The following is a 20918-nucleotide window of genomic DNA, read 5'->3' as shown; positions in this document are numbered from 1 at the left end:
CCTATGTATTCCAAAAGTGGAATGTTGAAAGGCTTCCGAAAAGGAAAAAGTTAATTAACACAATCATGAAAGATCCAATATTCAGAAAGGCTAGCGTCCTTCCATACATTTGTTTCCGAATTTTCAAGTATAAAAACACACTGTAAGCAATAAGCAAAATAAATGAGCCGATGATCTTCATGTCCAGCCAGGATACTCCAGGGACTTTTATATAAGCCCATTGAATCCCCAGGATGAGGGAGACGACCAATAATGGAACACCTATAACTGCGAGGACATAGGACATATGCTCAAGCTTTGTTAAATCGCCGAGTCGAAGCAGGCGTTTTCCCCACTTCTTCCGTTTTAATAAATCATATTGAATTAAGTATAAAAGTGAAAAAACGAAAGAAAGAGTGAATGCCCCATATGATAGGATCGCAAAAGTGATATGTATGAGCAATAGCTCTGAAACCAGGCGCTGTGCAAGCACTTGAGATTCTATCTGAACAGGTGCAAAGGTATGGATGGCCATAACCATGAAACCTAATACATTCGTAAAAAAGACCGTAAAGTCGACCCTTAGCAATCGGTTAATGATCAATGATAGCGATATGAGGACCCATGCATAAAAATATAAGCCTTCAAAAATCGTCAATACCGGGAACCTTCCCGTTTTCAACACATACAGAAACAAAAAAATTGTTTGCAGCACCCAAACAATAGAAAGCAACCAGAAGGCGACCCTGTTCGCCTTCTGGTTATTATTAAGGAAATCAATAAAATATAAAAGCATACTGATGGCATACAGCAAAACAGTGGCTTCATGCAATCTTGTCATTAGTAATTCCATATCTACCTCATTACTGGACAGGAACTGGATTCAATAGGGATGACTTGGAGCTGTTCCGTTTTTTTTCATCCGCAACCAGCTGGTCTTCAATCAATTCCTCTAAATGGAAGATTTTCACGAAATTATTTAATTGCTCTTTTGCATTCGGCTCATCTGCCAGCTCTTTTGCATAAAGTATCGGATCTTTCAGCATTTGGTTGATGATGCTTTTCGTATGCTTGTTCAAGACTTTTTTATCACGTTCGCTCAAATGCGGAAGCTTTCTCTCGATGCTTTCCATCGTTTCCTTTTGTATCGATAGGGATTTTTCCCGTAAAGAAGAAATGACGGGAACCACACCAAGTAAATTGATCCACTGGTTGAAGTCCACGATTTCTGATTCGATCATCATTTCTATTTTCTCGGCAGCTTTTTTACGTTCTTCGATATTGGCTTGCACGATCCCTTCCAGATCGTCAATATCATACAAGAAGACATTTTCCAGCTCGGCCAATGTTGGATCGAGGTCACGCGGCACTGCGATATCGACCATGAAAATAGGACGGCCCTTACGAAGCTTATTGACGAATGACATCATTTCTTTTGTTACAAGAAGATCTTTTGCTCCAGTGGAAGTAATCAGGATATCGGTATCCACTAAAGCGCATTGCAACTCTTGCAGCTGTTTGGCCGTACCATTGAATCTCTCAGCCAGGTCGACCGCTTTCTGAAAGGTGCGGTTAATGACCGTAATGCTGTCGGCGCCATTGCTATGCAGATTTTGAATGGCCAGCTCACCCATCTTACCGGCCCCAAGAATCAAGACATTCTTGCCGTTCAGGCCTCCAAAGATTTTTTTTGCAAGCTCGACTGCCGCATAGCTGACGGAAACGGCATTGGTATTGATTTCGGTTTCCGAATGAGCTTTTTTAGCTAATGTAAGGGCTTGCTTGAAGAGATGGTTAAAAACGGTACCGATCGTATCTTCCTTCTGCCCTAACAAATAGCTTGAACGTACTTGTCCCAAAATCTGAGTTTCTCCCAGTATCATGGAATTCAAGCCGCAGGTAACTGAAAATAAATGCTCGACAGCCCCATCGCCTTCATAAATGAACAGATATTTAGAAAATTCTTCTTTATCGATGTTAAACCATTCCGAAAGAAATTCCTTGATATAATACCTGCTTGTATGAAGCTGGTCCCCGACCGCATAGATTTCCGTCCTGTTACATGTTGAAATAATAATATTTTCCAAGATGCTTTTTTTATTTTTAAGAGCTTTCATTGCCTCGGCAAGTTCGGCTTCGTTAAACGATAGTTTTTCCCGAATTTCTACAGGGGCAGTTTTATAATTTATACCAACCGCTAGAATATGCATCCTTTTGTTTTGCACCCCCAAAATTTTTCATGTAAATTAATTATACCATGTACTAAAATGGATTCACGCAAATAATATGAACAGTTTATGAAAACGTATGCTACCATGAAAAGACAGCCAAAACGCCTCAATGCTACAAAAGGTGTCTAAGCGGGATTTGTAAAGTTACATACATATTTCGACATTGTGTACAAAAGTACCATATCAAAAATGGCAAAAAACTTCAAGTAATCGAATTGCATAGGAGGATAAAATGAAAACGCATCGTATTTTCCCAGGAATCGTTTTAATCGGTTTCGGGCTCTATTTTTTTCTTGAACATTCCCAAATCGAAATCTTTCCGGGCTTTTTCAGCTGGCCCACTTTATTATGTATTGTCGGTGCCGCCTTCCTGATTCAGGCATATAGCGGTAATGAATATGAGTCCATCCTGCCAGGCGTCATCTTACTTGGGTTCGGGGCTCACTTCCACATCGCCGGGAACCTGGAGATTTGGCCGGATGATATAGGTATCTTTATTTTAATCATCTCACTGGGATTTATTCTCCGGGCACGTAAAACAAATTCTGGAATGTTTCACGGGGTGGTCATATTCATCGTCTCGATCACATTCTTATTCTATGATAAAATCACAACGTCTTTCGGGATTGTTGAAACAACCACCGCGACCTTCGAAAGGTTTTGGCCCTTTGCCTTGATGGCGATCGGCATTTATTTTTTGGTTCGAAAAAAGTGATGATTTTCGATTCCATAATGAAAAAGGGTATTCCAGATGCGGAATACCCTTTTCCTTTACATATATTTCTTAAGGACGCCCCATGCTTGTTCCTTACCTTCGCCTGTTTCACCAGAGAATAGAAGCAATTCATCTTCTTTTTCCATATTTAACGTTTGGCGCGTGATTTTCAAGTGTTTCTGCCATTTGCCTTTTGGAATTTTATCCGCTTTGGTGGCAATGACGATCCTGGGCAGGTCATAATGCTTCAGGAATTCATACATTGCGATATCATCCTTTGTCGGCGGATGACGCAAATCGACGATCAGAAGCGCAGCGCGGAGCTGGTCACGGGAAGTGAAGTACGTTTCGATCATCTTCCCCCAAGCATCACGCTCCGTCTTTGATACTTTTGCATAACCATAACCCGGTACATCCACAAAATGGAGTGCTTCATTTATGATATAAAAATTCAAGGTCTGCGTCTTACCCGGCTTAGAGGATGTGCGCGCCAAGTTTTTTCGATTGATCATTTTGTTGATGAAACTGGACTTCCCAACGTTGGAACGGCCTGCCAAGGCAAATTCCGGTATAGGAGTATTGGGATATTGTTCAGGCTTCACAGCACTGATGACAATATCTGAACTTGTTACTTTCATTCGTTCACACCTACCAATGCATGCTCAAGGACTTCATCGACGTGTGAAACTGGAACAAATGTTAATGCTTTACGGACACTTTCCGGGATATCATCAATATCCTTTTCGTTATTTTGCGGGATGATGATTTTCGTAAGTCCTGCGCGATGGGCCGCTAAAGATTTTTCTTTAAGCCCGCCGATCGGAAGAACCCGTCCGCGTAATGTAATTTCGCCTGTCATGCCTACCTCTTTTCTGATCGGCCTATTTGTAAGGGCCGATATTAACGCTGTTGCAATCGTGATGCCTGCAGAAGGGCCATCTTTTGGAACCGCACCTTCGGGGACATGAATATGAATATCATATTTTTCATGGAAGTTCGCATCAATCTGAAGTTTCTCGGTTTTTGAACGGACAAAACTGAAAGCAGCCTGGGCTGACTCTTTCATTACATCGCCAAGCTTTCCTGTCAGGATCAGCTTACCTTTACCTGGTGATAAGGAAACCTCGATTTGCAGCGTATCGCCACCTACCGACGTGTATGCTAAACCATTAGCTACACCGACTTGGTTCTCGACCTCCGCCTGTCCATAATGGAACATGGTTTTCCCTAAAAACTCCTCGACATTCTTTTCAGCAATGACGACCCGCTTTTTATCTCCGGACACGATGATTTTTGCAGTCTTCCGACAGATGCCTGCAAGCTGTCGATCCAGACTCCGAACACCGGCTTCCCGAGTATAGTAACGGATGATTTTTGTAAGAGCTTCCTCACGGACTTGCAATTGTGTCTTCAATAAACCATGGTTTTCAAGCTGTCTTGGCAGCAAGTGATCCTTGGCTATATGAAGTTTCTCTATCTCAGTATAACCTGCAATCGAAATGATTTCCATACGATCACGAAGCGGACCAGGAATCGATCCCAAATTATTTGCCGTTGCGACAAACATGACTTTGGAAAGATCGTAGGTTTCTTCAATATAATGATCACTGAAATTATGATTTTGCTCTGGATCGAGCACCTCAAGCATCGCTGCAGATGGATCTCCCCTAAAGTCATTGGACATCTTATCCACTTCGTCCAGTAAAAAGACCGGATTTATCGTTCCAGCTTTTTTCATGCCTTGAATGATCCGTCCCGGCATGGCCCCTACATATGTGCGGCGATGTCCGCGGATTTCTGATTCATCGCGCACCCCACCTAAAGATATACGGACGAAATTCCTATTCAGGGATGAAGCGATCGATTTAGCCAAGCTCGTTTTCCCGACTCCTGGCGGTCCCACCAAGCAAAGGATCGGTCCCTTCAATGATTTGGTCAATTGCTGAACGGCCAAATACTCAAGCACACGCTCCTTCACCTTTTCCAAACCATGGTGATCCCGGTTCAGGATTTTTTCGGCTTTATGAATATTCAAGTCATCTTTGGTCGCTTTGGTCCAAGGAAGAGAGATAAGCCATTCGATATAATTGCGGATGACAGAACTTTCGGCTGAGCTCGAAGGAACTTTTTCATAACGGTCCAATTCCTTTAATGCCGTTTCTTTGATATGCTCAGGCATATCCGCTTCTTCTATCTTTTCGTTCAGGACTTCAATTTCCCCTGTTTTTCCTTCTTTATCGCCCAATTCCTTTTGGATCGCTTTCATTTGCTCTCGTAAATAATATTCCTTTTGAGTTCGTTCCATCGAACGTTTAACACGCTGGCCAATCTTTTTCTCGAGAAAAAGAACTTCTTTCTCGTTATTGATGATCTCGATTACACGGCTAAGACGCTCTTTCATATCAATGGTCTCAAGCACTTCTTGCTTCTCCTTCAATTTCAAAGGCAAATGGGAAGCGATTATATCCGCTAATCGCCCAGGCTCTTCAATATCCGAAGTGGACGAAAACGTTTCACCGGTTATTTTCTTGGACATTTTTATGTATTGTTCAAAATAATCCAGTAGTGTGCGCATTAATGCTTGATGTTCAGCATCCTTTTCATCACTGTCTTCATATATTTTAATCTTGGCACCATAATGTGTCTCATAATCGTAAAATTCCATGACTTCTGCGCGGTTCAACCCTTCCACCAACACCCGGATTGTACCATTAGGAAGCTTCAACATCTGTTTTACCTTTGTTAAAGTTCCCATTGTAAATAAATCTTCTTCACCTGGTTCGTCCAACGAAACATCTTGTTGTGTCGTCAAAAATATAAGATGGTCTTCCACCATTGCTTTCTCAAGGGCTTGTACCGATTTATCTCGGCCTACATCTAAATGAAGCACCATCGTTGGATATACAAGCAGTCCTCTAAGCGGCAGGAGGGGGACGATGATTTCTTTATCAGTCATTTCCTGACACCTCCATCTAATTAGTATCGTCGTTGTAAACTATTTACCCATGTTCTCAACCTTTTAACAATTCTATCCTATTTATATAGAAGTGTCTATTCGTTTACCTTAACACGTTTCGACTGCTATTATTATCTCCAATATTAGATAAAAAAGCACGCCTGAATGCGTGTTTATTTTTTACGGCAGGCTTGCCGGGAACGCCAGTATGGTCCTTAAAATGCCCCGGTTCTATTTTTAGCCGGGGCATATCCTTTATACACTTTCTTTTTTTGATAGGTCCAAGGTTGTGAGGATTTGTTCCGACATCAATTCTTTCTTCAGTGCCTGATCGAGCACTTCTTTCACATTCGAAACAGGAATGATTTCTATATCCTTGATTTCTGATAGAAGCGGCTGCATGTTTTCGGCTGGGATGATTACCTTTTTTGCCCCGGCAAGTTTGGCTGCCTTAATTTTCGGAATGACACCGCCGATCGGTTTAACGCCGGCATGGATGCTTATTTCCCCAGTCATCGCCACAGTGTGGTCAACAGGGATTTTATATATGGCCGAGTATATGCCTGTGGCCATTGCAATACCTGCAGAAGGGCCATCCACTGGACTTCCGCCCGGAAAGTTCACATGGATATCGAATTGGTTGGCAGGCACTCCCATCGAACGTAATACCGTAATGACATTTTCAATCGAACCTTTCGCCATGCTCTTGCGTCGAACCGATTTGCCACTCCCGCCGCCGATACTTTCTTCCTCAACGATACCGGTAATGTTTATCGAACCTTTTTCATCAGAGGCAGCCATGACCGTAACCTCGATTTCCAGCAATGCCCCGCTGTTTGGACCATATACTGCAAGACCGTTGACAAGGCCTATTTTGGAATTCGATTCTATTTTCCTGTCCATTCTTTGAGTCAGCTGGCTGCTATGGGCCATCCAATCTATATCTTCTTCCCTGATGAAAGTCCTGTTTTCATTAATTGAGATTCCTGCAAGAGTCTGAATCATGTTGACAGCTTCCCTGCCATTTCGGGCATAATCCGATATCGATTGCAAGCCTTTATCACTGATGGTGATCCCTACTTTATCCGAGGCATTCTTGGCCACGGCGATTATTTCTTCCCGGTCCAGTTCACGGAAAAACACTTCTATGCATCTTGAACGTATCGCAGGCGCGATTTCATTTGGCGTTCTTGTTGTAGCTCCAATCAACCTAAAGTCAGCCGGCAGTCCATTTTTAAAAATATCATGGATGTGTGTGGGAATATTTTGATTTTCCTCTTGATAATAGGCACTTTCCAGAAATACCTTACGATCTTCCAATACCTTTAAAAGTTTATTCATCTGTATCGGATGGAGTTCCCCTATTTCATCTATGAACAGTACGCCTCCATGTGCATTGCTGACTGCACCCTGCTTTGGCTGCGGAATGCCTGCCTGTCCCATTGCCCCGGCTCCTTGGTAGATTGGGTCGTGCACAGAACCGATGAGCGGATCGGCAATCCCTCGTTCATCGAATCTGGCTGTGGTGGCGTCCAGTTCAACAAAAACGGCCGAATTCTTAAAAGGGGACTTGCCATTTTTCTTCGCCTCTTCCAAAACAAGTCTGGCAGCTGCCGTTTTTCCCACCCCAGGAGGACCGTAAATTATCACATGCTGGGGATTCGGCCCACATAAAGCAGCTTTTAAAGATTTAATCCCATCTTCTTGACCGATGATTTCATTAAATGTACTTGGTCTAACTTTTTCTGCCAATGGTTCTGTTAACGAAATCGATCTCATCTTCCGTAATTGGTCCATCTCCTTACGTGAATCACGGTCAATGGAAACCTTTTGTGTCCGCTGGCCTTTCAATAAGTTCAAAAAATACAATCCAATAATAATCCCAAAAAACAGCTGGATAAATAACGCCAATCCTGTCCAATTCATCGTATTCCCTCCTGCACTCTCCAAGTTTGTCATTTCTGTTAGTATCTCCTTTGGAAGGGCGATATTATCCAAGAAATTCGTGTTGAAAATTTTGGCGTTTTTATCCTAAATAACAACAATTAGAAAAAAGGGAAATGAAAAAAACTGCCCGGGTGAACTGGCAGTCTCTGACTGTAAACAAATCGATATTAACTGGTTTTACCTACTGTTTTGAGGTTTTAACGTTGATTTCCACTACAGGCACTCACTTTCCGCAGGAGTCCCATACCTTCCATTACAATCAACTTTGGTCTAAAAACAAAAAGACTGCCAGCATTAACTGGCAGTCTTTCTTTTCCTAATAAATCAAGCGGATGTTTTCTTTTCTTGTCCTTTGATGGTTGTACCGTCTTTAAGGACGAGCTTTGGAGATTCATTTTTCGAAATCGTGCTGCCTGTGATTACACATTTTGCAACATCATCACGTGAAGGCAGATCGAACATCACTTCAAGGATGATGCCTTCGATGATGGAGCGCAGACCACGTGCACCAGTTTTGCGTTCAATTGCCTTTTTAGCAATTTCACTTAGCGCTTCCTGTTCGAATTCCAATTCAACATCGTCAAGCTCAAGTAATTTTTGATATTGTTTAACAAGGGCATTTTTCGGCTGTGTAAGGATTTCAATCAAAGCAGCTTCATCCAATTGCTCAAGAGTCGCAATTACCGGAAGACGTCCGATGAATTCCGGAATTAATCCGAAACGAAGCAAGTCTTCAGGAAGGACTTTGGAAAGCAATTCTTTTTCTGCAATATCATCCTTTTTCACGTCAGAGCCAAATCCAATGACTTTTTGACCAAGACGGCGTTTGATGATCGGTTCGATGCCATCAAAGGCACCGCCGCAGATGAACAAAATATTGGTCGTATCGATTTGGATGAATTCCTGATGTGGATGTTTACGTCCACCTTGAGGCGGAACGCTTGCAACCGTTCCTTCAAGAATTTTCAATAAAGCTTGTTGCACACCTTCACCAGACACGTCACGTGTAATGGAAGGATTTTCCGATTTACGGGCAACTTTATCGATTTCATCAATATAAATGATGCCTTTTTCCGCTTTTTCCACATCATAATCGGCTGCTTGGATTAATTTGAGAAGGATGTTTTCAACATCTTCCCCAACATATCCAGCTTCCGTCAAGGAAGTGGCATCGGCAATGGCAAAAGGAACATTCAGTAAACGTGCCAATGTTTGCGCAAGAAGGGTTTTCCCGCTTCCCGTCGGTCCGATTAGGGCGATGTTACTTTTGGAAAGCTCAACATCGTCGACTTTGCTATTGGAATTGATACGTTTATAATGGTTATAAACAGCTACAGCCAAAGATTTCTTTGCCTGTTCTTGTCCAATTACATATTCGTCAAGAATTTCACGGATTTCCATAGGTTTAGGAACATCTCTGAATTCTACTTCTTCATCAGTTCCCAGCTCTTCCTCGACAATCTCCGTACAAAGTTCTATACACTCGTCACAAATATAGACACCTGGACCAGCAACCAGTTTACGGACTTGTTCTTGTGTTTTACCGCAAAAAGAACATTTTAACTGTCCTTTTTCATCATTAAATTTAAACATGTACGTTCACCCCTTTAAATACTCTTCCAACTCTATTACATAGCGGTACCTAATCGTAAAGAAAAAAAACTAGGTACACATCTGCTTAAACATTCCAAATTCCCTAGTATGTTTTGCATTTTATCATGTTCTTGGAAGTTTAGTAACAAAAATGCTCACGGTCCGAGTTGTTAAAAAAGTACAATAATCAATCAATATGTATTTGCCCTTTACCAGCATGCCCAAAACTCCGGATTTTTAAAAGCAGGATTTGCTGTATAAATATGTATATGCGGTATTAGAACTAATCTACACCGAAATCCAAAAAAAATCAATCAGGAAATAACCGATATTTAAAATTTACACTAATTCTCAATATGTATAAAACAAGGCACGATTACTCGCGCCTTGTTTTTTTAAGGAAATATTTAAATCTACTTATTTATAAAAATTATTTTGCGTCAACTGTTTTGCTGTTTTCTACCAAGAAGTCAATTGCTTTCTTAATTTTAAGATCGCCTTTGATTCCTTCCAAGTTTCCAAGAGCTTGTTTGATCGCGTCAACTTCCATATTGTACATAGTAGCCATTTGTGCAAGTTCAGCTTCTACATCTTCGTCAGTCGCTTCAAGTTTTTCAACTTCTGCGATTGCTTCAAGAGTTAGGCTCGTACGAACTTGTCCTTCAGCTTCTTCTTTCATTTGCGCTTTTAAAGCTTCTTCGTCTTGACCAGAGAATTGGTAGTAAAGTTCCAAATTAAGACCTTGAGATTGGATGCGTTGAGAGAACTCATTCATCATGCGGTCAACTTCGTTTGAAATCATTGCTTCAGGAACGTCGATTTCTGCACCTTCAACAGCTTTACCAATTACAGTGTTTTGGATGAAGTTTTCTTCTTCATGTTTTTTGTCATGCTCTAATTTATGTTTTGTTTTCTCTTTAAGTTCAGCCAAAGTTTCCACTTCGTCGTCGACATCTTTCGCGAACTCATCATCCAACTCAGGAAGTTGTTTAGTTTTGATTTCGTGAATTTTCACTTTGAATACTGCTGGTTTACCTGCAAGTTCAGCAGCATGGTATTCTTCAGGGAATGTAACTTCGATATCTTTTTCAGCGCCAGTTTCTAGACCTACAAGCTGCTCTTCGAATCCTGGAATGAAAGAGTTTGAACCGATTTCCAATGAATGGTTTTCTGAAGCTCCGCCTTCGAATGCTTCACCGTCAACGAATCCTTCAAAGTCAAGAACAACCGTATCGCCTTCAGCGACTTGTCCTTCTTCTTTAACGACAAGTTCAGCTTGACGCTCTTGTAAAGTTTTCAATTCGTTTTCAACATCTTCGTCAGTTACTTCAGTATTGAATTTTTCAACTTCAACACCTTTGTAATCTCCCAATTTAACTTCGGGCTTAACTGTTACAGTTGCAGTGAAGATCAGGTTTTCGCCTTTTTCCATTTTCTCGATGTCGATTTCCGGACGATCTACAGGCTGAATTCCAGCTTCTTCGACAGCATTTGCGTAAGCATCTGGAAGAATGATATCAAGCGCATCTTGGTAAAGTGATTCTACGCCGAATTTTTTTTCGAACATTTGACGTGGCATTTTACCTTTACGGAAGCCAGGTACATTTACTTGTTTCACTACTTTTTTGAAAGCTGCGTCTAAACCTTCGTTTACTTTTGCAGCGTCAACTTCAATTGTTAGTACGCCTTGATTACCTTCTTGTTTTTCCCATTTTACAGACATGTGTTTCCCTCCAAAAATCTATATACTTCAATAATAAGCATTGGATGATTATGCTTTGCAAGTGTTAACAAGTCATCCTTCAAATATACCCCCAAAATAATGGGGAAATCGTCAAAATTAGACGAATTATACATTACAACCACTACATTATACCACAGGATTAATCTGTTACAACAGCAATAGCTTAAATAATAGGATAAGAAATTTCTTCAATTTCTTTTATATAGGAAAGAATATCCGCAACGCTTTCCTCATCCGCCTGGTAAAGATCCGCTAAGTCCCTTACGGAAACCTCCCCGGTCATGTACTCTTCCGCCAAGGCATGGTAGGCAGCTGCCCATGCAGGCAAGCTTTCAGGCCCTGGTTCAAAAGGAAACAATAAAAAAGAATGACGTTCAATCAAACTATGGACCATTTCATATAAGCTCGGATTATCCTGACTGATTTCCTCTTCGGCCAGTCCGGTCACCCTCTTATAGAAGTCCGTCTCCTTCAAACTTTTCAATTCCCTTGGGATGACCGACTTCGATTGATTGAATTTCCTCACCGTCATTTCCTCGTTATACTCCTGGTCGATAAGGATGTTAAGGAGCATCGTTTTGAAGAAAGGATGTCCCTCATCTTTTTGTAGAAATTCTTCGATTTGAGGGCTAAATGGTCGAATATTGATATTCGTGAGTTTTGAAATGACCATAAGCATTTCATTATCCGTTTTCCCTTCAAAAAGTTCATCCTCCTGCATTTCCTCTGAAAGCTGTTGATCTTGCCTTTCTTTCTCTTCCTTTTTATCCTCAAGGGCCCTTTTACTGAACTGAAGCATCTTTTCGAAATGTTCCTCTTTATCAAAGGGAATTTGGTTTTCTTCAAATAGCAGTTCGATCGTCGTGACCATTTCCTGGTGCTCGCCTATTTGCAGCAGTACCATCAAATAAATATTGATCAGTTGAAAATAGTCGCCGATGCCTTTATTCAGCATCTCTATACACAACTCTTTTGCCTCCTGGTAATACTCAAGTTCAACTAGTGAGACCACCAGTCCCATGCAAACTTCATCATTTTCGGGCTCATACTCCCTGGCTTGGCTGAAAAGCTGTGCAGCCGCTTTAAAGTTCCTGTCGCCAAGCTCATCCAGTCCTCTTACAATCAGCCTCTCACCGAGATTCGGAAAGGCGATAATCTTTGTTTCTCCGGCCTTCTTTTGGTTGTTCTCATCATCCATCCTATTTTCCGCCTCACCGTTCGCTTTTTGAGAAACAGTTTAGCATGTAATAGCTGGAAACACAAAATTTATTCGGGCGGATTCTTTCTTCCCCGATAAAAAAAATCCCGCATCCTTTCAAATAAGAAAGGAGAACGGGAAATGACTTTTTTCTATTAAATACTCGATACAGCCTTTTTTTGAGATTCATAGGCAGAAATCTCTTTATCATATTGAAGCGTTATCGAAATTTCATCCCAGCCTTTGACGAGCATTTCCTTCCAATATGGATGAATTTCAAAGCTCGTTTCAAACCCTTGACCATCTTTCAATGTCTGATTGGGAAGGTCGATAGTCAGCTCATAATCAGGTGCCGACACTCTCTCCATTAAATAGTTTACTTCAGTCTGGGTCAAAGCGATGGGGACCATGCCATTTTTCATGCAATTACTTTTAAAGATATCAGCATAAGACGGAGCGATGATGATATCGAACCCGTAGTCTTTCAAAGACCAAGGGGCATGCTCACGGGACGAGCCGCAGCCAAAATTTTCACCTGCTATTAATATGGACGTGTTTTGATTATGGGGCTGATTCAATTCAAAATCAGGACGTTTCTTTCCAGTTTCATCAAAACGCCAGTTATAGAATAAAAATTCACCAAATCCGCTTCGCTCAATCCTTTTTAAAAATTGCTTTGGAATGATTTGGTCCGTATCCACGTTTTTACGGTCAAGTGCCGCAGCTCTTCCTTTATATATAGTAATGGGTTCCATTTTCTGCACCTCCGGTTAATTCATATTCTTATTGGACTTGTTCAGTTCTTTTCAAATTCCTAATATCGACAAATTTCCCATGAATGGCGGCCGCGGCAGCCATGGCCGGACTAACCAGGTGTGTTCTTGCTCCAGCTCCTTGCCTGCCTTCGAAGTTCCGATTGCTTGTGGAGGCACAATGCTCGCCGGCCGGAACCACGTCAGGGTTCATGCTCAGGCACATGCTGCAGCCCGACTCGCGCCATTCGAAGCCTGCAGATTTGAAAATTTCATCCAACCCTTCATCCTCCGCTTGCCTTTTGACGCTTTGTGAACCGGGAACGACCATCGCCCGAACCCCTTTTTGAACAGTTTGGCCATCGATCATTCCTGCGGCTTGCCGTAAGTCCTCAATGCGTGAATTGGTACACGATCCTATGAATACATGTTGTACGGGAATTTCCGTAATCGGCATCCCTTCCTCAAGGCCCATATACTCAATGGCTCGATTCAGTTCCTTAGGATCCATGATATCCTCTGCTAGGGTAGGTACTTTTCCGTCCACTCCACTAGCCATTCCAGGATTTGTCCCCCAGCTGACCATTGGTGAAATCAGGCTGCCATCAAGAATGATTTCTTGGTCATAAACAGCATCCTCATCACTGGAAAGTGACTTCCAGTCCTGAACACATCGCTCGAACTCTTCTCCTTTCGGCAAATATTTACGGCCTTTCAAATAAGAGAACGTTGTTTCATCAGGAGCTACAAGCCCTGCTCTTGCCCCGCCTTCAATCGACATATTGCAGACCGTCATTCTTTCTTCCATTGACATATCCCGGAAAACTTCCCCGCAATACTCAATGATATGTCCCGTACCGAAATCGACGCCGAATTTGGAAATCACATATAAAATGACATCTTTCGCCATCACGCCATGACCAAGCTTGCCATTAACCTCAAGCTTCAATGTTTTGGGTTTTGTTTGCCATAGGGTTTGTGTGGCCAAAACATGCTCGACCTCGCTCGTACCGATTCCAAATGCAATCGAGCCAAACGCACCATGCGTGGAAGTATGACTGTCTCCGCAGACAATCGTCATCCCTGGCTGTGTAAGTCCTAATTCAGGCCCGATAACGTGAACGATACCTTGATCAGGACTGTCTAAATCAGCAAGGCGGATACCGAACTCCTTACAGTTTTGCTCAAGCGCCTCTAGTTGTTTCCTTGCAATATCATCCTCGATGAAATAGCGATTAACGGTTGGCACATTATGATCCATTGTCGCGAAAGTACGATCTGGTCTCCTGACTTTGCGTCCTTTCAATCTCAATCCTTCAAATGCTTGCGGTGAGGTCACTTCATGAATATATTGAAGGTCTATATAAATTAAATCCGGTTTATTCTCCTCTTCATTTACAATATGGCGATCCCATATTTTCTCTATTATCGACTTACCCATCACTATCCCACCTCGATCAATCTTGTATTTTTTTTAAAAAACACGGCCTAAAGTTAGGCCGTGAAAGAAGTTTATGCGTAAGCTCCCATGATGTTGGAAATGGCTTCCTGGTCTAAAAGATTTGCTTTTATTTCTGCAATCATCTCTGAGGTAGAGGTAATTGTCGCTTGGCCATTTGCGATATCGCCTGTTCTCAAGCCATATTCAAGGACCGTTTCCACCGCCTGCTCAACTGCTTTCGCCTCATCTTCCATCCCAAAGGATAGACGCAGCATGGAAGCCGCCGATAAAATCGTCCCAATCGGATTAGCCAGGTTTTTGCCTGCGATATCCGGGGCAGAGCCATGAATCGGTTCATATAGATTAGGACCATTAGTTGAAATGGAGGCGGAAGGAAGCATTCCAAGCGAGCCAGTCAATACCGACGCTTCATCGCTTAAAATATCACCGAACATATTCTCCGTCACGATAATATCAAATTGTTTCGGGTTTTTGATCAATTGCATGGCTGCATTATCAACAAGCATATGTTCAAGGATTACATCCGGATAGTCCTTGGCAATTTCTTCAGCCGTCTCACGCCACATCCTGCTGGATTCAAGAACATTCGCTTTATCCACGGAAGTTACTTTTTTCTTGCGCTCCGATGCTAATGAAAAAGCAAGTTCGATGATGCGCTTCATTTCGCTTTTCTGATAGAAAAGTGTATCGACGACCGCTTCTTTCCCTTCTTTTTCAACGCGCTCACTTGGCTTTCCGAAATAAAGGCCGCCAGTTAGTTCCCTGACAATCACGAAATCCACATCTTCAATGAATTCCTTCTTAAGAGGAGAAGATTCCGACAAGCTGGAATAATAGCTGATTGGACGGATGTTAGCATAAAGGTTCAAATCTTTTCGGATTTTCAACAAACCTCGTTCCGGTCTTAGGTGCGCAGGCTGGTCATCCCACTTAGGTCCTCCAACGGCCCCTAATAATACCGCATCGCTGTTTTTACAAATCTCCACTGTTTCATCCGGCAGGGGTGAACCTGTGCTATCGATGGCCCCTCCGCCAATCTCACCATATTGAAATTCAAAATCGTGTCCATATCTTTGGGCAACGGCTTCGAGGATTTCTACAGCGCCTCTTGTTACTTCTTTCCCGATGCCATCTCCTTGAAGCACCGCAATATTCCTTTTCATCGAAATCTCCCCTTCCTATTGTAATACTGCTTTTTCTTCCAGTTCCTTCATGATGATCACACGGTTCACAGCGTTCAAATACGCTTTGGCGGATGCTTCCAAGACGTCCTGATCAAGACCCCTGCCGCTTGTTTCCACACCGTTATAATCAATTTTCACAAAAACCTGTGCGAGTGCATCCATTCCGCCACCCACCGATTGAATTCGATAGTCCAGCAAGTTGATCTCTTTGCCCAAACATCTCTCAAGCGTGTTATATAGGGCTTCTACACTTCCTGCACCTGTAGCCGCTTCCTGAATCTCTTCATTATCGCCTTTTTTCAGCGTGACCGTCGCAGTCGCCGTCTGATGGGTACCATGGGAAATCTGCAAGGAAATCATGTCATAGAAACTGATATCCGTCGCTTTCTCTTCAAGCACCAGTGCAACGATATCTTCATCCGTCATGGTCTTTTTATTATCGGCCAATTCCTTGAATTGGACGAATAATGAGTTCATTTCCTCATCCGTTACCGTAAAATTCAACTCTTGTAATCTTTCTTTGAAAGCATGGCGTCCTGAATGCTTTCCTAAAACGAGTGAATTGGACGAAACCCCGACGAGTTCAGGTGATATGATTTCATATGTCGTTTTTTCTTTTAACACGCCATCCTGGTGAATGCCTGATTCATGTGCGTAAGCATTGGCACCAATAATGGCTTTATTAGCAGGAACCTGCATTCCCGTAAGGCGGCTGACCAAATCACTGGTCCTTTTAATTTCATTCAATACAAGACCCGTTTCCGCTTGATAGAAATCTTTACGGATGTAGAGTGCCATGGCCACTTCTTCAAGTGCCACGTTACCGGCACGTTCACCAATTCCGTTGATTGTTCCTTCGACTTGCGTAGCCCCGCCTTCGATGGCCGCCAATGAATTGGCCGTCGCCATTCCAAGATCGTCATGGCAGTGTGCGGATAAACTAACTTTATCAATAGAAGGAACATGCTCACGAAGGTACCTGAAAATGTTCCCGTACTCGATTGGAGCTGCATACCCTACAGTATCCGGAATGTTAATGACCTTGGCACCAGCTTGAATGACCGCTTCAACGATTTCAGCCAAATAGTCAAGTTCCGTACGGCTTGCATCTTCTGCAGACCATTGTACGATCGGAAAACGCGCTGCTCCGTACTTAACCATTTCAACCGACCTTTCAATCACTTGCTGCTTTGACATTTTCAACTTATATTCACGATGAATGGGCGAAGTGGCGATGAACGTATGCAATCTTGGTTCTGCGCCGCCCCTTAATGAATCCCAAGCCGCATCGATATCTCCTTGTACAGCACGCGCCAGCCCTGTGACAGAGCTGTTTTTGATTTTGCGCGCGATTTCCTGTACGGAGTTGAAATCCCCTTTGGATGCTGCCGGAAAACCGGCTTCGATTATATCAACACCCAATCTTTCAAGCTGATAAGCGATTTCAAGTTTTTCGGTAAAATTCAAATTTACACCAGCGGATTGCTCCCCATCTCGAAGTGTGGTTTCGAATATATTAATTTTTCGCAACGGCTACCACTTCTTTCTCTTTTTGTTGAGGTTTCACGAATGGCATCATTTTTCTTAATTCACGGCCAACCACTTCGATTTGATGCTGGTTTTCACGATTATTGATCGCATTGAAGACCGGACGATTCGCTTGGTTTTCCAAGATCCATCCTTTAGCGAACTCACCGTCTTGGATGTCTTTCAAGATCGCTTTCATTGCTTCTTTCGTAGTTTCCGTCACAACGCGTGGTCCAGAAACGAAATCTCCCCATTGAGCTGTGTCAGAAATGGAATAGCGCATGTTTTCCATACCGCCTTCATACATAAGGTCGATGATTAATTTAAGTTCATGCAAACACTCGAAATATGCTACTTCCGGTTGATATCCAGCTTCTGTCAAGGTTTCGAATCCAGCTTTCACAAGGGCAGTCAATCCGCCGCAAAGTACAGCTTGCTCTCCAAATAGATCCGTTTCCGTTTCTTCCTGGAAAGTGGTTTCCAAACCGCCAGCCCTTAAAGAACCGATTCCCCGAGCGTACGCAAGTGCCAATTCTCTTGCTTCACCCGTAACATTTTGATAGATGGCGAACAATGCCGGCACCCCTGCCCCTTGTTCATATGTACGGCGAACAAGATGTCCCGGACCTTTTGGAGCGACTAATAAAACATCTACATCTGCCGGAGGAACGATTTGATTGAAATGGACGTTGAATCCGTGTGCGAACATTAACGCTTGACCTGCACGCAATACCGGTTTGATTTCTTCTTGATATACTTTCGGCTGAGTTTCATCCGGTAATAGGTTCATGATCACGTCTGCCTGTTCAGCTGCTTCCTTCACTGTGTAAACATTAAATCCGTCTTCCACCGCTTTATCGAAGGATTTACCTTTTCTGATTCCGATGATTACATCTACACCGCTATCACGTAGGTTTTGAGCGTGTGCGTGTCCTTGGGAACCATATCCGATGACTGCTACCTTCTTATTGTTGAAGAAATTCTCGTTTGCTTCTGCGTTATAATATACTTTTGCCATAATAATTACATCTCCCTTTTCATCATTGTTTTTGTTTTTGTTTTATACGATTGTCGCACTCTTTGCGTGTGCAATTTGCATTCCACGCGGGATGGCGGCAGTCCCTGTCCTTGCCAATTCCTTGATGCCATATGGCTTGATCAGTTCAATGAAGGCTTCGATTTTATCCGATTCCCCTGTGATTTGGACGGTCACGCTATCTTTACTGACATCAATAACTGAAGCTCGGAAGGGTTCGATGACTGAATAAATCTCGGCTCGGGTTTGTGTAGTCACCAATATTTTGATGAGTGCAAGTTCCCTCGCCACAATCGATTGATTCGTAATATCATATACTTTCAAAACATCAATCTGCTTATTCAGCTGCTTGGTGATCTGTTCAATGACAGCTTCGTCATCGACATCGACCACAAAGGTCATCCTTGAAATGCCATCCTGTTCGGAAGGTCCGACAGTCATGCCTTCAATGTTATAATTTCTTTTCGTGAACAGGTTCGTAATCCGATTAAGGACGCCTGGCCGGTTGTTCACGGTGAGGCTAAGAATTCCCTTCATTGATTAAACTCCTTCCATTTCATCTAGCCCTTTTCCTTGTGCTACCATCGGAAATACATTTTCGTTTTGTTTTACCCGGAAATCAATCAACACTGGACCATCAGTCTTTAACGCTACATCCAGACAGTTGCTTGCTTCTTCCTCCGTCGTCACCTTGTATCCCGGAATTCCATAAGCATCGGCCAATTTCACGAAGTCCGGATGCGATTGAAAAATACTGTGTGAGAAACGGTTATCATGAAAGAGTTCCTGCCACTGTCTTACCATCCCTAGTGCACCGTTATTGACGATGATGATTTTGATTGGCAGATTCATTTCGGCAATGACCGAGAGCTCCTGCAGGCACATCTGGAATCCACCATCCCCCGATATGGAAAGCACCGTCGCTTTCGGATTCGCCAGCTGCGCTCCGAGAGCCGAAGGTAAGCCAAAGCCCATCGTCCCCAATCCACCGGAAGTGACCCATGAATCCGGTTTGTTAAATGGATAGTATTGTGCTGCCCACATTTGATGCTGTCCAACATCCGTCGTAACAATGGCCTCCCCATTCGTTTTTTCATGAAGCATCTGGATGACCCGCTGAGGTTTCAATACGCCTTCTTCATGGGTATAACGCAATGGGAACTCTTCATTCCATGCAGTAAGCTGTGTTGTCCATTCATCAATTTCCGGCTTCTTGCCATTTTGCACAATCAATTCCGAGAGTGCTTCTTTGGCACTTCCGACGACTGGAATTTTTGTCGGCACATTCTTACCGATTTCCGCTGGATCAATATCGATATGGGCAACCGTTGCGTGCTGTGCGAATTTCGCTAGATTTCCAGTCAATCGATCATCGAACCTTGCACCGATATTGATTAATAGATCACATTTCGCTAATGCCATGTTTGCTGCATAGCAGCCATGCATACCACCCATTCCGATAAAGAGTGGATGTTCCGCCGGAAAGCCCCCAAGACCCAGTAAAGTGTGGACGACAGGAATGCCTTGCTGCTCGACATATTCCTTTAATAGATGGGAGGCCTTTGCATGCAGGACACCTGCCCCTGCAAGAATGACCGGTCTTTTCGCCCCGCTTACGGCTTCAACAAGCTTTCTGATCTGCAAGTAATTCGGCTTGGTCGTCGGCTGATAGCCGGGGAGATTCATTTCTGGCTCCTCATCCGTCGATACACCTTCCAAAATGGCCATGTCCTTAGGTATATCGATCAATACTGGACCGGGTCGGCCGCTGGAAGCGATATAAAACGCTTCTTTTATGATGCGCGGAAGGTCTTCCGGCTTCCTTACCTGATAGTTATGTTTTGTGATCGGGGTAGTAATCCCCAGTACATCCGCTTCCTGGAAAGCATCCGAGCCGATTACACTGGTAGCTACCTGACCCGAAATTACAACTAGCGGTAAAGAGTCGATCATTGCATCTGCCAAACCAGTGACGATGTTCGTTGCCCCTGGACCGGATGTGACGATGACCACCCCCGGCTTGCCGGTAATCCTGGCGTATCCTTCCGCTGCATGAATCGCACCTTGTTCGTGCCTTGTCAAAATATGAAAAAGTTCTGAACTGTAAAGCTTGTCATAAATCGGCAATACAGAACCTCCTGGATAACCAAAGATGACTTCAACATTTTCCTTTTTCAATGCTTCCAGCAGAAATTCGGCACCACTATAATGTGTCTTTCCACTTTTCCGATCAGCAACAACTGACTTTTGTGTCATTTTGTAAAAAACCTCCTTCGCTTTCCTAATTGAATGTTTTCTCAAAATTCAGAATTTTCAGCCTTTTGAGCATACAAAAAAGCCTTTTCACCCCAAATGTACTTGCACTCGGCAAGTTAAAGGGGTGAAAAGGCTTGATGAGCCACTCCACGGTACCACCCTTTTTCGCATGAAACTCCATGCGCACTTTGAATAGACTACACTATTCTCTGTTTTGGTAACGGGTACTGGTACGCACCCGTTCAGCTCTACTAGTCTGACGTTCAAGCTGAAACTCCAAGGTGAGTTCATCTTTCGGGACAATACCGGCTCTCAGCTACCCGGCTCTCTGTGACTGC

The 20918-nt window shown here is 43.1% G+C and carries 16 protein-coding genes and 1 other annotated feature (1 of these 17 only partly in view); of the genes, 1 reads left to right on the top strand and 15 read right to left on the bottom strand.

What is annotated here, in order from left to right; genetic code table 11:
• Position 1: 1 nt before the first annotated feature.
• On the bottom strand, positions 2-832 hold the full coding sequence (locus J7I96_RS14740; protein WP_048688893.1) for a cytochrome C assembly family protein: 831 nt from the start codon (positions 830-832) through the stop codon (positions 2-4).
• 10 nt (positions 833-842) lie between these two features.
• Entirely contained in the window at positions 843-2189 is a 1347-nt protein-coding gene (hemA, locus tag J7I96_RS14735) for a glutamyl-tRNA reductase (protein ID WP_214771360.1), read from the bottom strand.
• 253 nt (positions 2190-2442) lie between these two features.
• On the opposite strand from hemA, the gene J7I96_RS14730 reads away from it, so the two are divergent.
• A complete protein-coding gene (locus J7I96_RS14730) occupies positions 2443-2925 on the top strand; it encodes a LiaF transmembrane domain-containing protein (RefSeq protein ID WP_214771216.1) in 483 nt (160 codons plus the stop codon).
• Positions 2926-2981: 56 nt separating this feature from the next.
• Here J7I96_RS14730 and yihA read toward each other — a convergent pair whose 3' ends face one another.
• The 13 genes from yihA to ilvB form a co-directional block, all read right to left on the bottom strand.
• A complete protein-coding gene (gene yihA / locus J7I96_RS14725) occupies positions 2982-3563 on the bottom strand; it encodes a ribosome biogenesis GTP-binding protein YihA/YsxC (RefSeq protein ID WP_034308918.1) in 582 nt (193 codons plus the stop codon).
• The gene (gene lon, locus J7I96_RS14720) at positions 3560-5881 is read right to left on the bottom strand and encodes an endopeptidase La (RefSeq protein ID WP_214771213.1); all 2322 of its coding nucleotides are present in this window, start codon (positions 5879-5881) and stop codon (positions 3560-3562) included. Before lon ends, yihA begins: the two co-directional genes overlap by 4 nt.
• 255 nt (positions 5882-6136) lie before the next feature.
• On the bottom strand, positions 6137-7807 hold the full coding sequence (gene lonB / locus J7I96_RS14715; RefSeq protein ID WP_214771210.1) for an ATP-dependent protease LonB: 1671 nt from the start codon (positions 7805-7807) through the stop codon (positions 6137-6139).
• A gap of 345 nt (positions 7808-8152) precedes the next feature.
• Positions 8153-9421 carry an ATP-dependent protease ATP-binding subunit ClpX gene (gene clpX, locus J7I96_RS14710; protein ID WP_034308926.1) on the bottom strand — a complete coding sequence of 423 codons (1269 nt, stop codon included), beginning with the start codon at positions 9419-9421 and terminating at the stop codon, positions 8153-8155.
• Positions 9422-9851: 430 nt separating this feature from the next.
• Positions 9852-11144: a trigger factor gene (gene tig, locus J7I96_RS14705; RefSeq protein ID WP_034308928.1), complete on the bottom strand. Its 1293-nt coding sequence runs from the start codon at positions 11142-11144 to the stop codon at positions 9852-9854.
• A 184-nt stretch (positions 11145-11328) separates the two neighbouring features.
• A complete protein-coding gene (locus J7I96_RS14700; RefSeq protein ID WP_214771207.1) occupies positions 11329-12363 on the bottom strand; it encodes a tetratricopeptide repeat protein in 1035 nt (344 codons plus the stop codon).
• Between the two features lie 155 nt (positions 12364-12518).
• Positions 12519-13118, bottom strand: coding sequence for a 3-isopropylmalate dehydratase small subunit (leuD, locus tag J7I96_RS14695; protein ID WP_034308930.1), 600 nt, complete (start codon positions 13116-13118; stop codon positions 12519-12521).
• Positions 13119-13146: 28 nt separating this feature from the next.
• Entirely contained in the window at positions 13147-14556 is a 1410-nt protein-coding gene (gene leuC / locus J7I96_RS14690) for a 3-isopropylmalate dehydratase large subunit (RefSeq protein ID WP_214771205.1), read from the bottom strand.
• Between the two features lie 71 nt (positions 14557-14627).
• Positions 14628-15740, bottom strand: coding sequence for a 3-isopropylmalate dehydrogenase (gene leuB, locus J7I96_RS14685; RefSeq protein ID WP_214771203.1), 1113 nt, complete (start codon positions 15738-15740; stop codon positions 14628-14630).
• 15 nt (positions 15741-15755) lie between these two features.
• The gene (locus J7I96_RS14680; protein WP_214771201.1) at positions 15756-17291 is read right to left on the bottom strand and encodes a 2-isopropylmalate synthase; all 1536 of its coding nucleotides are present in this window, start codon (positions 17289-17291) and stop codon (positions 15756-15758) included.
• The gene (ilvC, locus tag J7I96_RS14675; RefSeq protein WP_048688871.1) at positions 17278-18306 is read right to left on the bottom strand and encodes a ketol-acid reductoisomerase; all 1029 of its coding nucleotides are present in this window, start codon (positions 18304-18306) and stop codon (positions 17278-17280) included. Before ilvC ends, J7I96_RS14680 begins: the two co-directional genes overlap by 14 nt.
• A gap of 42 nt (positions 18307-18348) precedes the next feature.
• Positions 18349-18861: an acetolactate synthase small subunit gene (gene ilvN, locus J7I96_RS14670; protein ID WP_214771199.1), complete on the bottom strand. Its 513-nt coding sequence runs from the start codon at positions 18859-18861 to the stop codon at positions 18349-18351.
• 3 nt (positions 18862-18864) lie between these two features.
• Positions 18865-20580 carry an acetolactate synthase large subunit gene (gene ilvB / locus J7I96_RS14665; RefSeq protein ID WP_214771197.1) on the bottom strand — a complete coding sequence of 572 codons (1716 nt, stop codon included), beginning with the start codon at positions 20578-20580 and terminating at the stop codon, positions 18865-18867.
• A gap of 117 nt (positions 20581-20697) precedes the next feature.
• Positions 20698-20918, bottom strand: a binding site (T-box leader); it runs 38 nt beyond the window's last position.

Source organism: Bacillus sp. ISL-78 (genome assembly GCF_018613455.1).
Taxonomy (GTDB): Bacteria; Bacillota; Bacilli; order Bacillales; family DSM-1321; genus Peribacillus; species Peribacillus frigoritolerans.
Note: the sequence above shows the minus strand (reverse complement) of the source record. Positions and strands in the feature narration are given on the sequence as shown.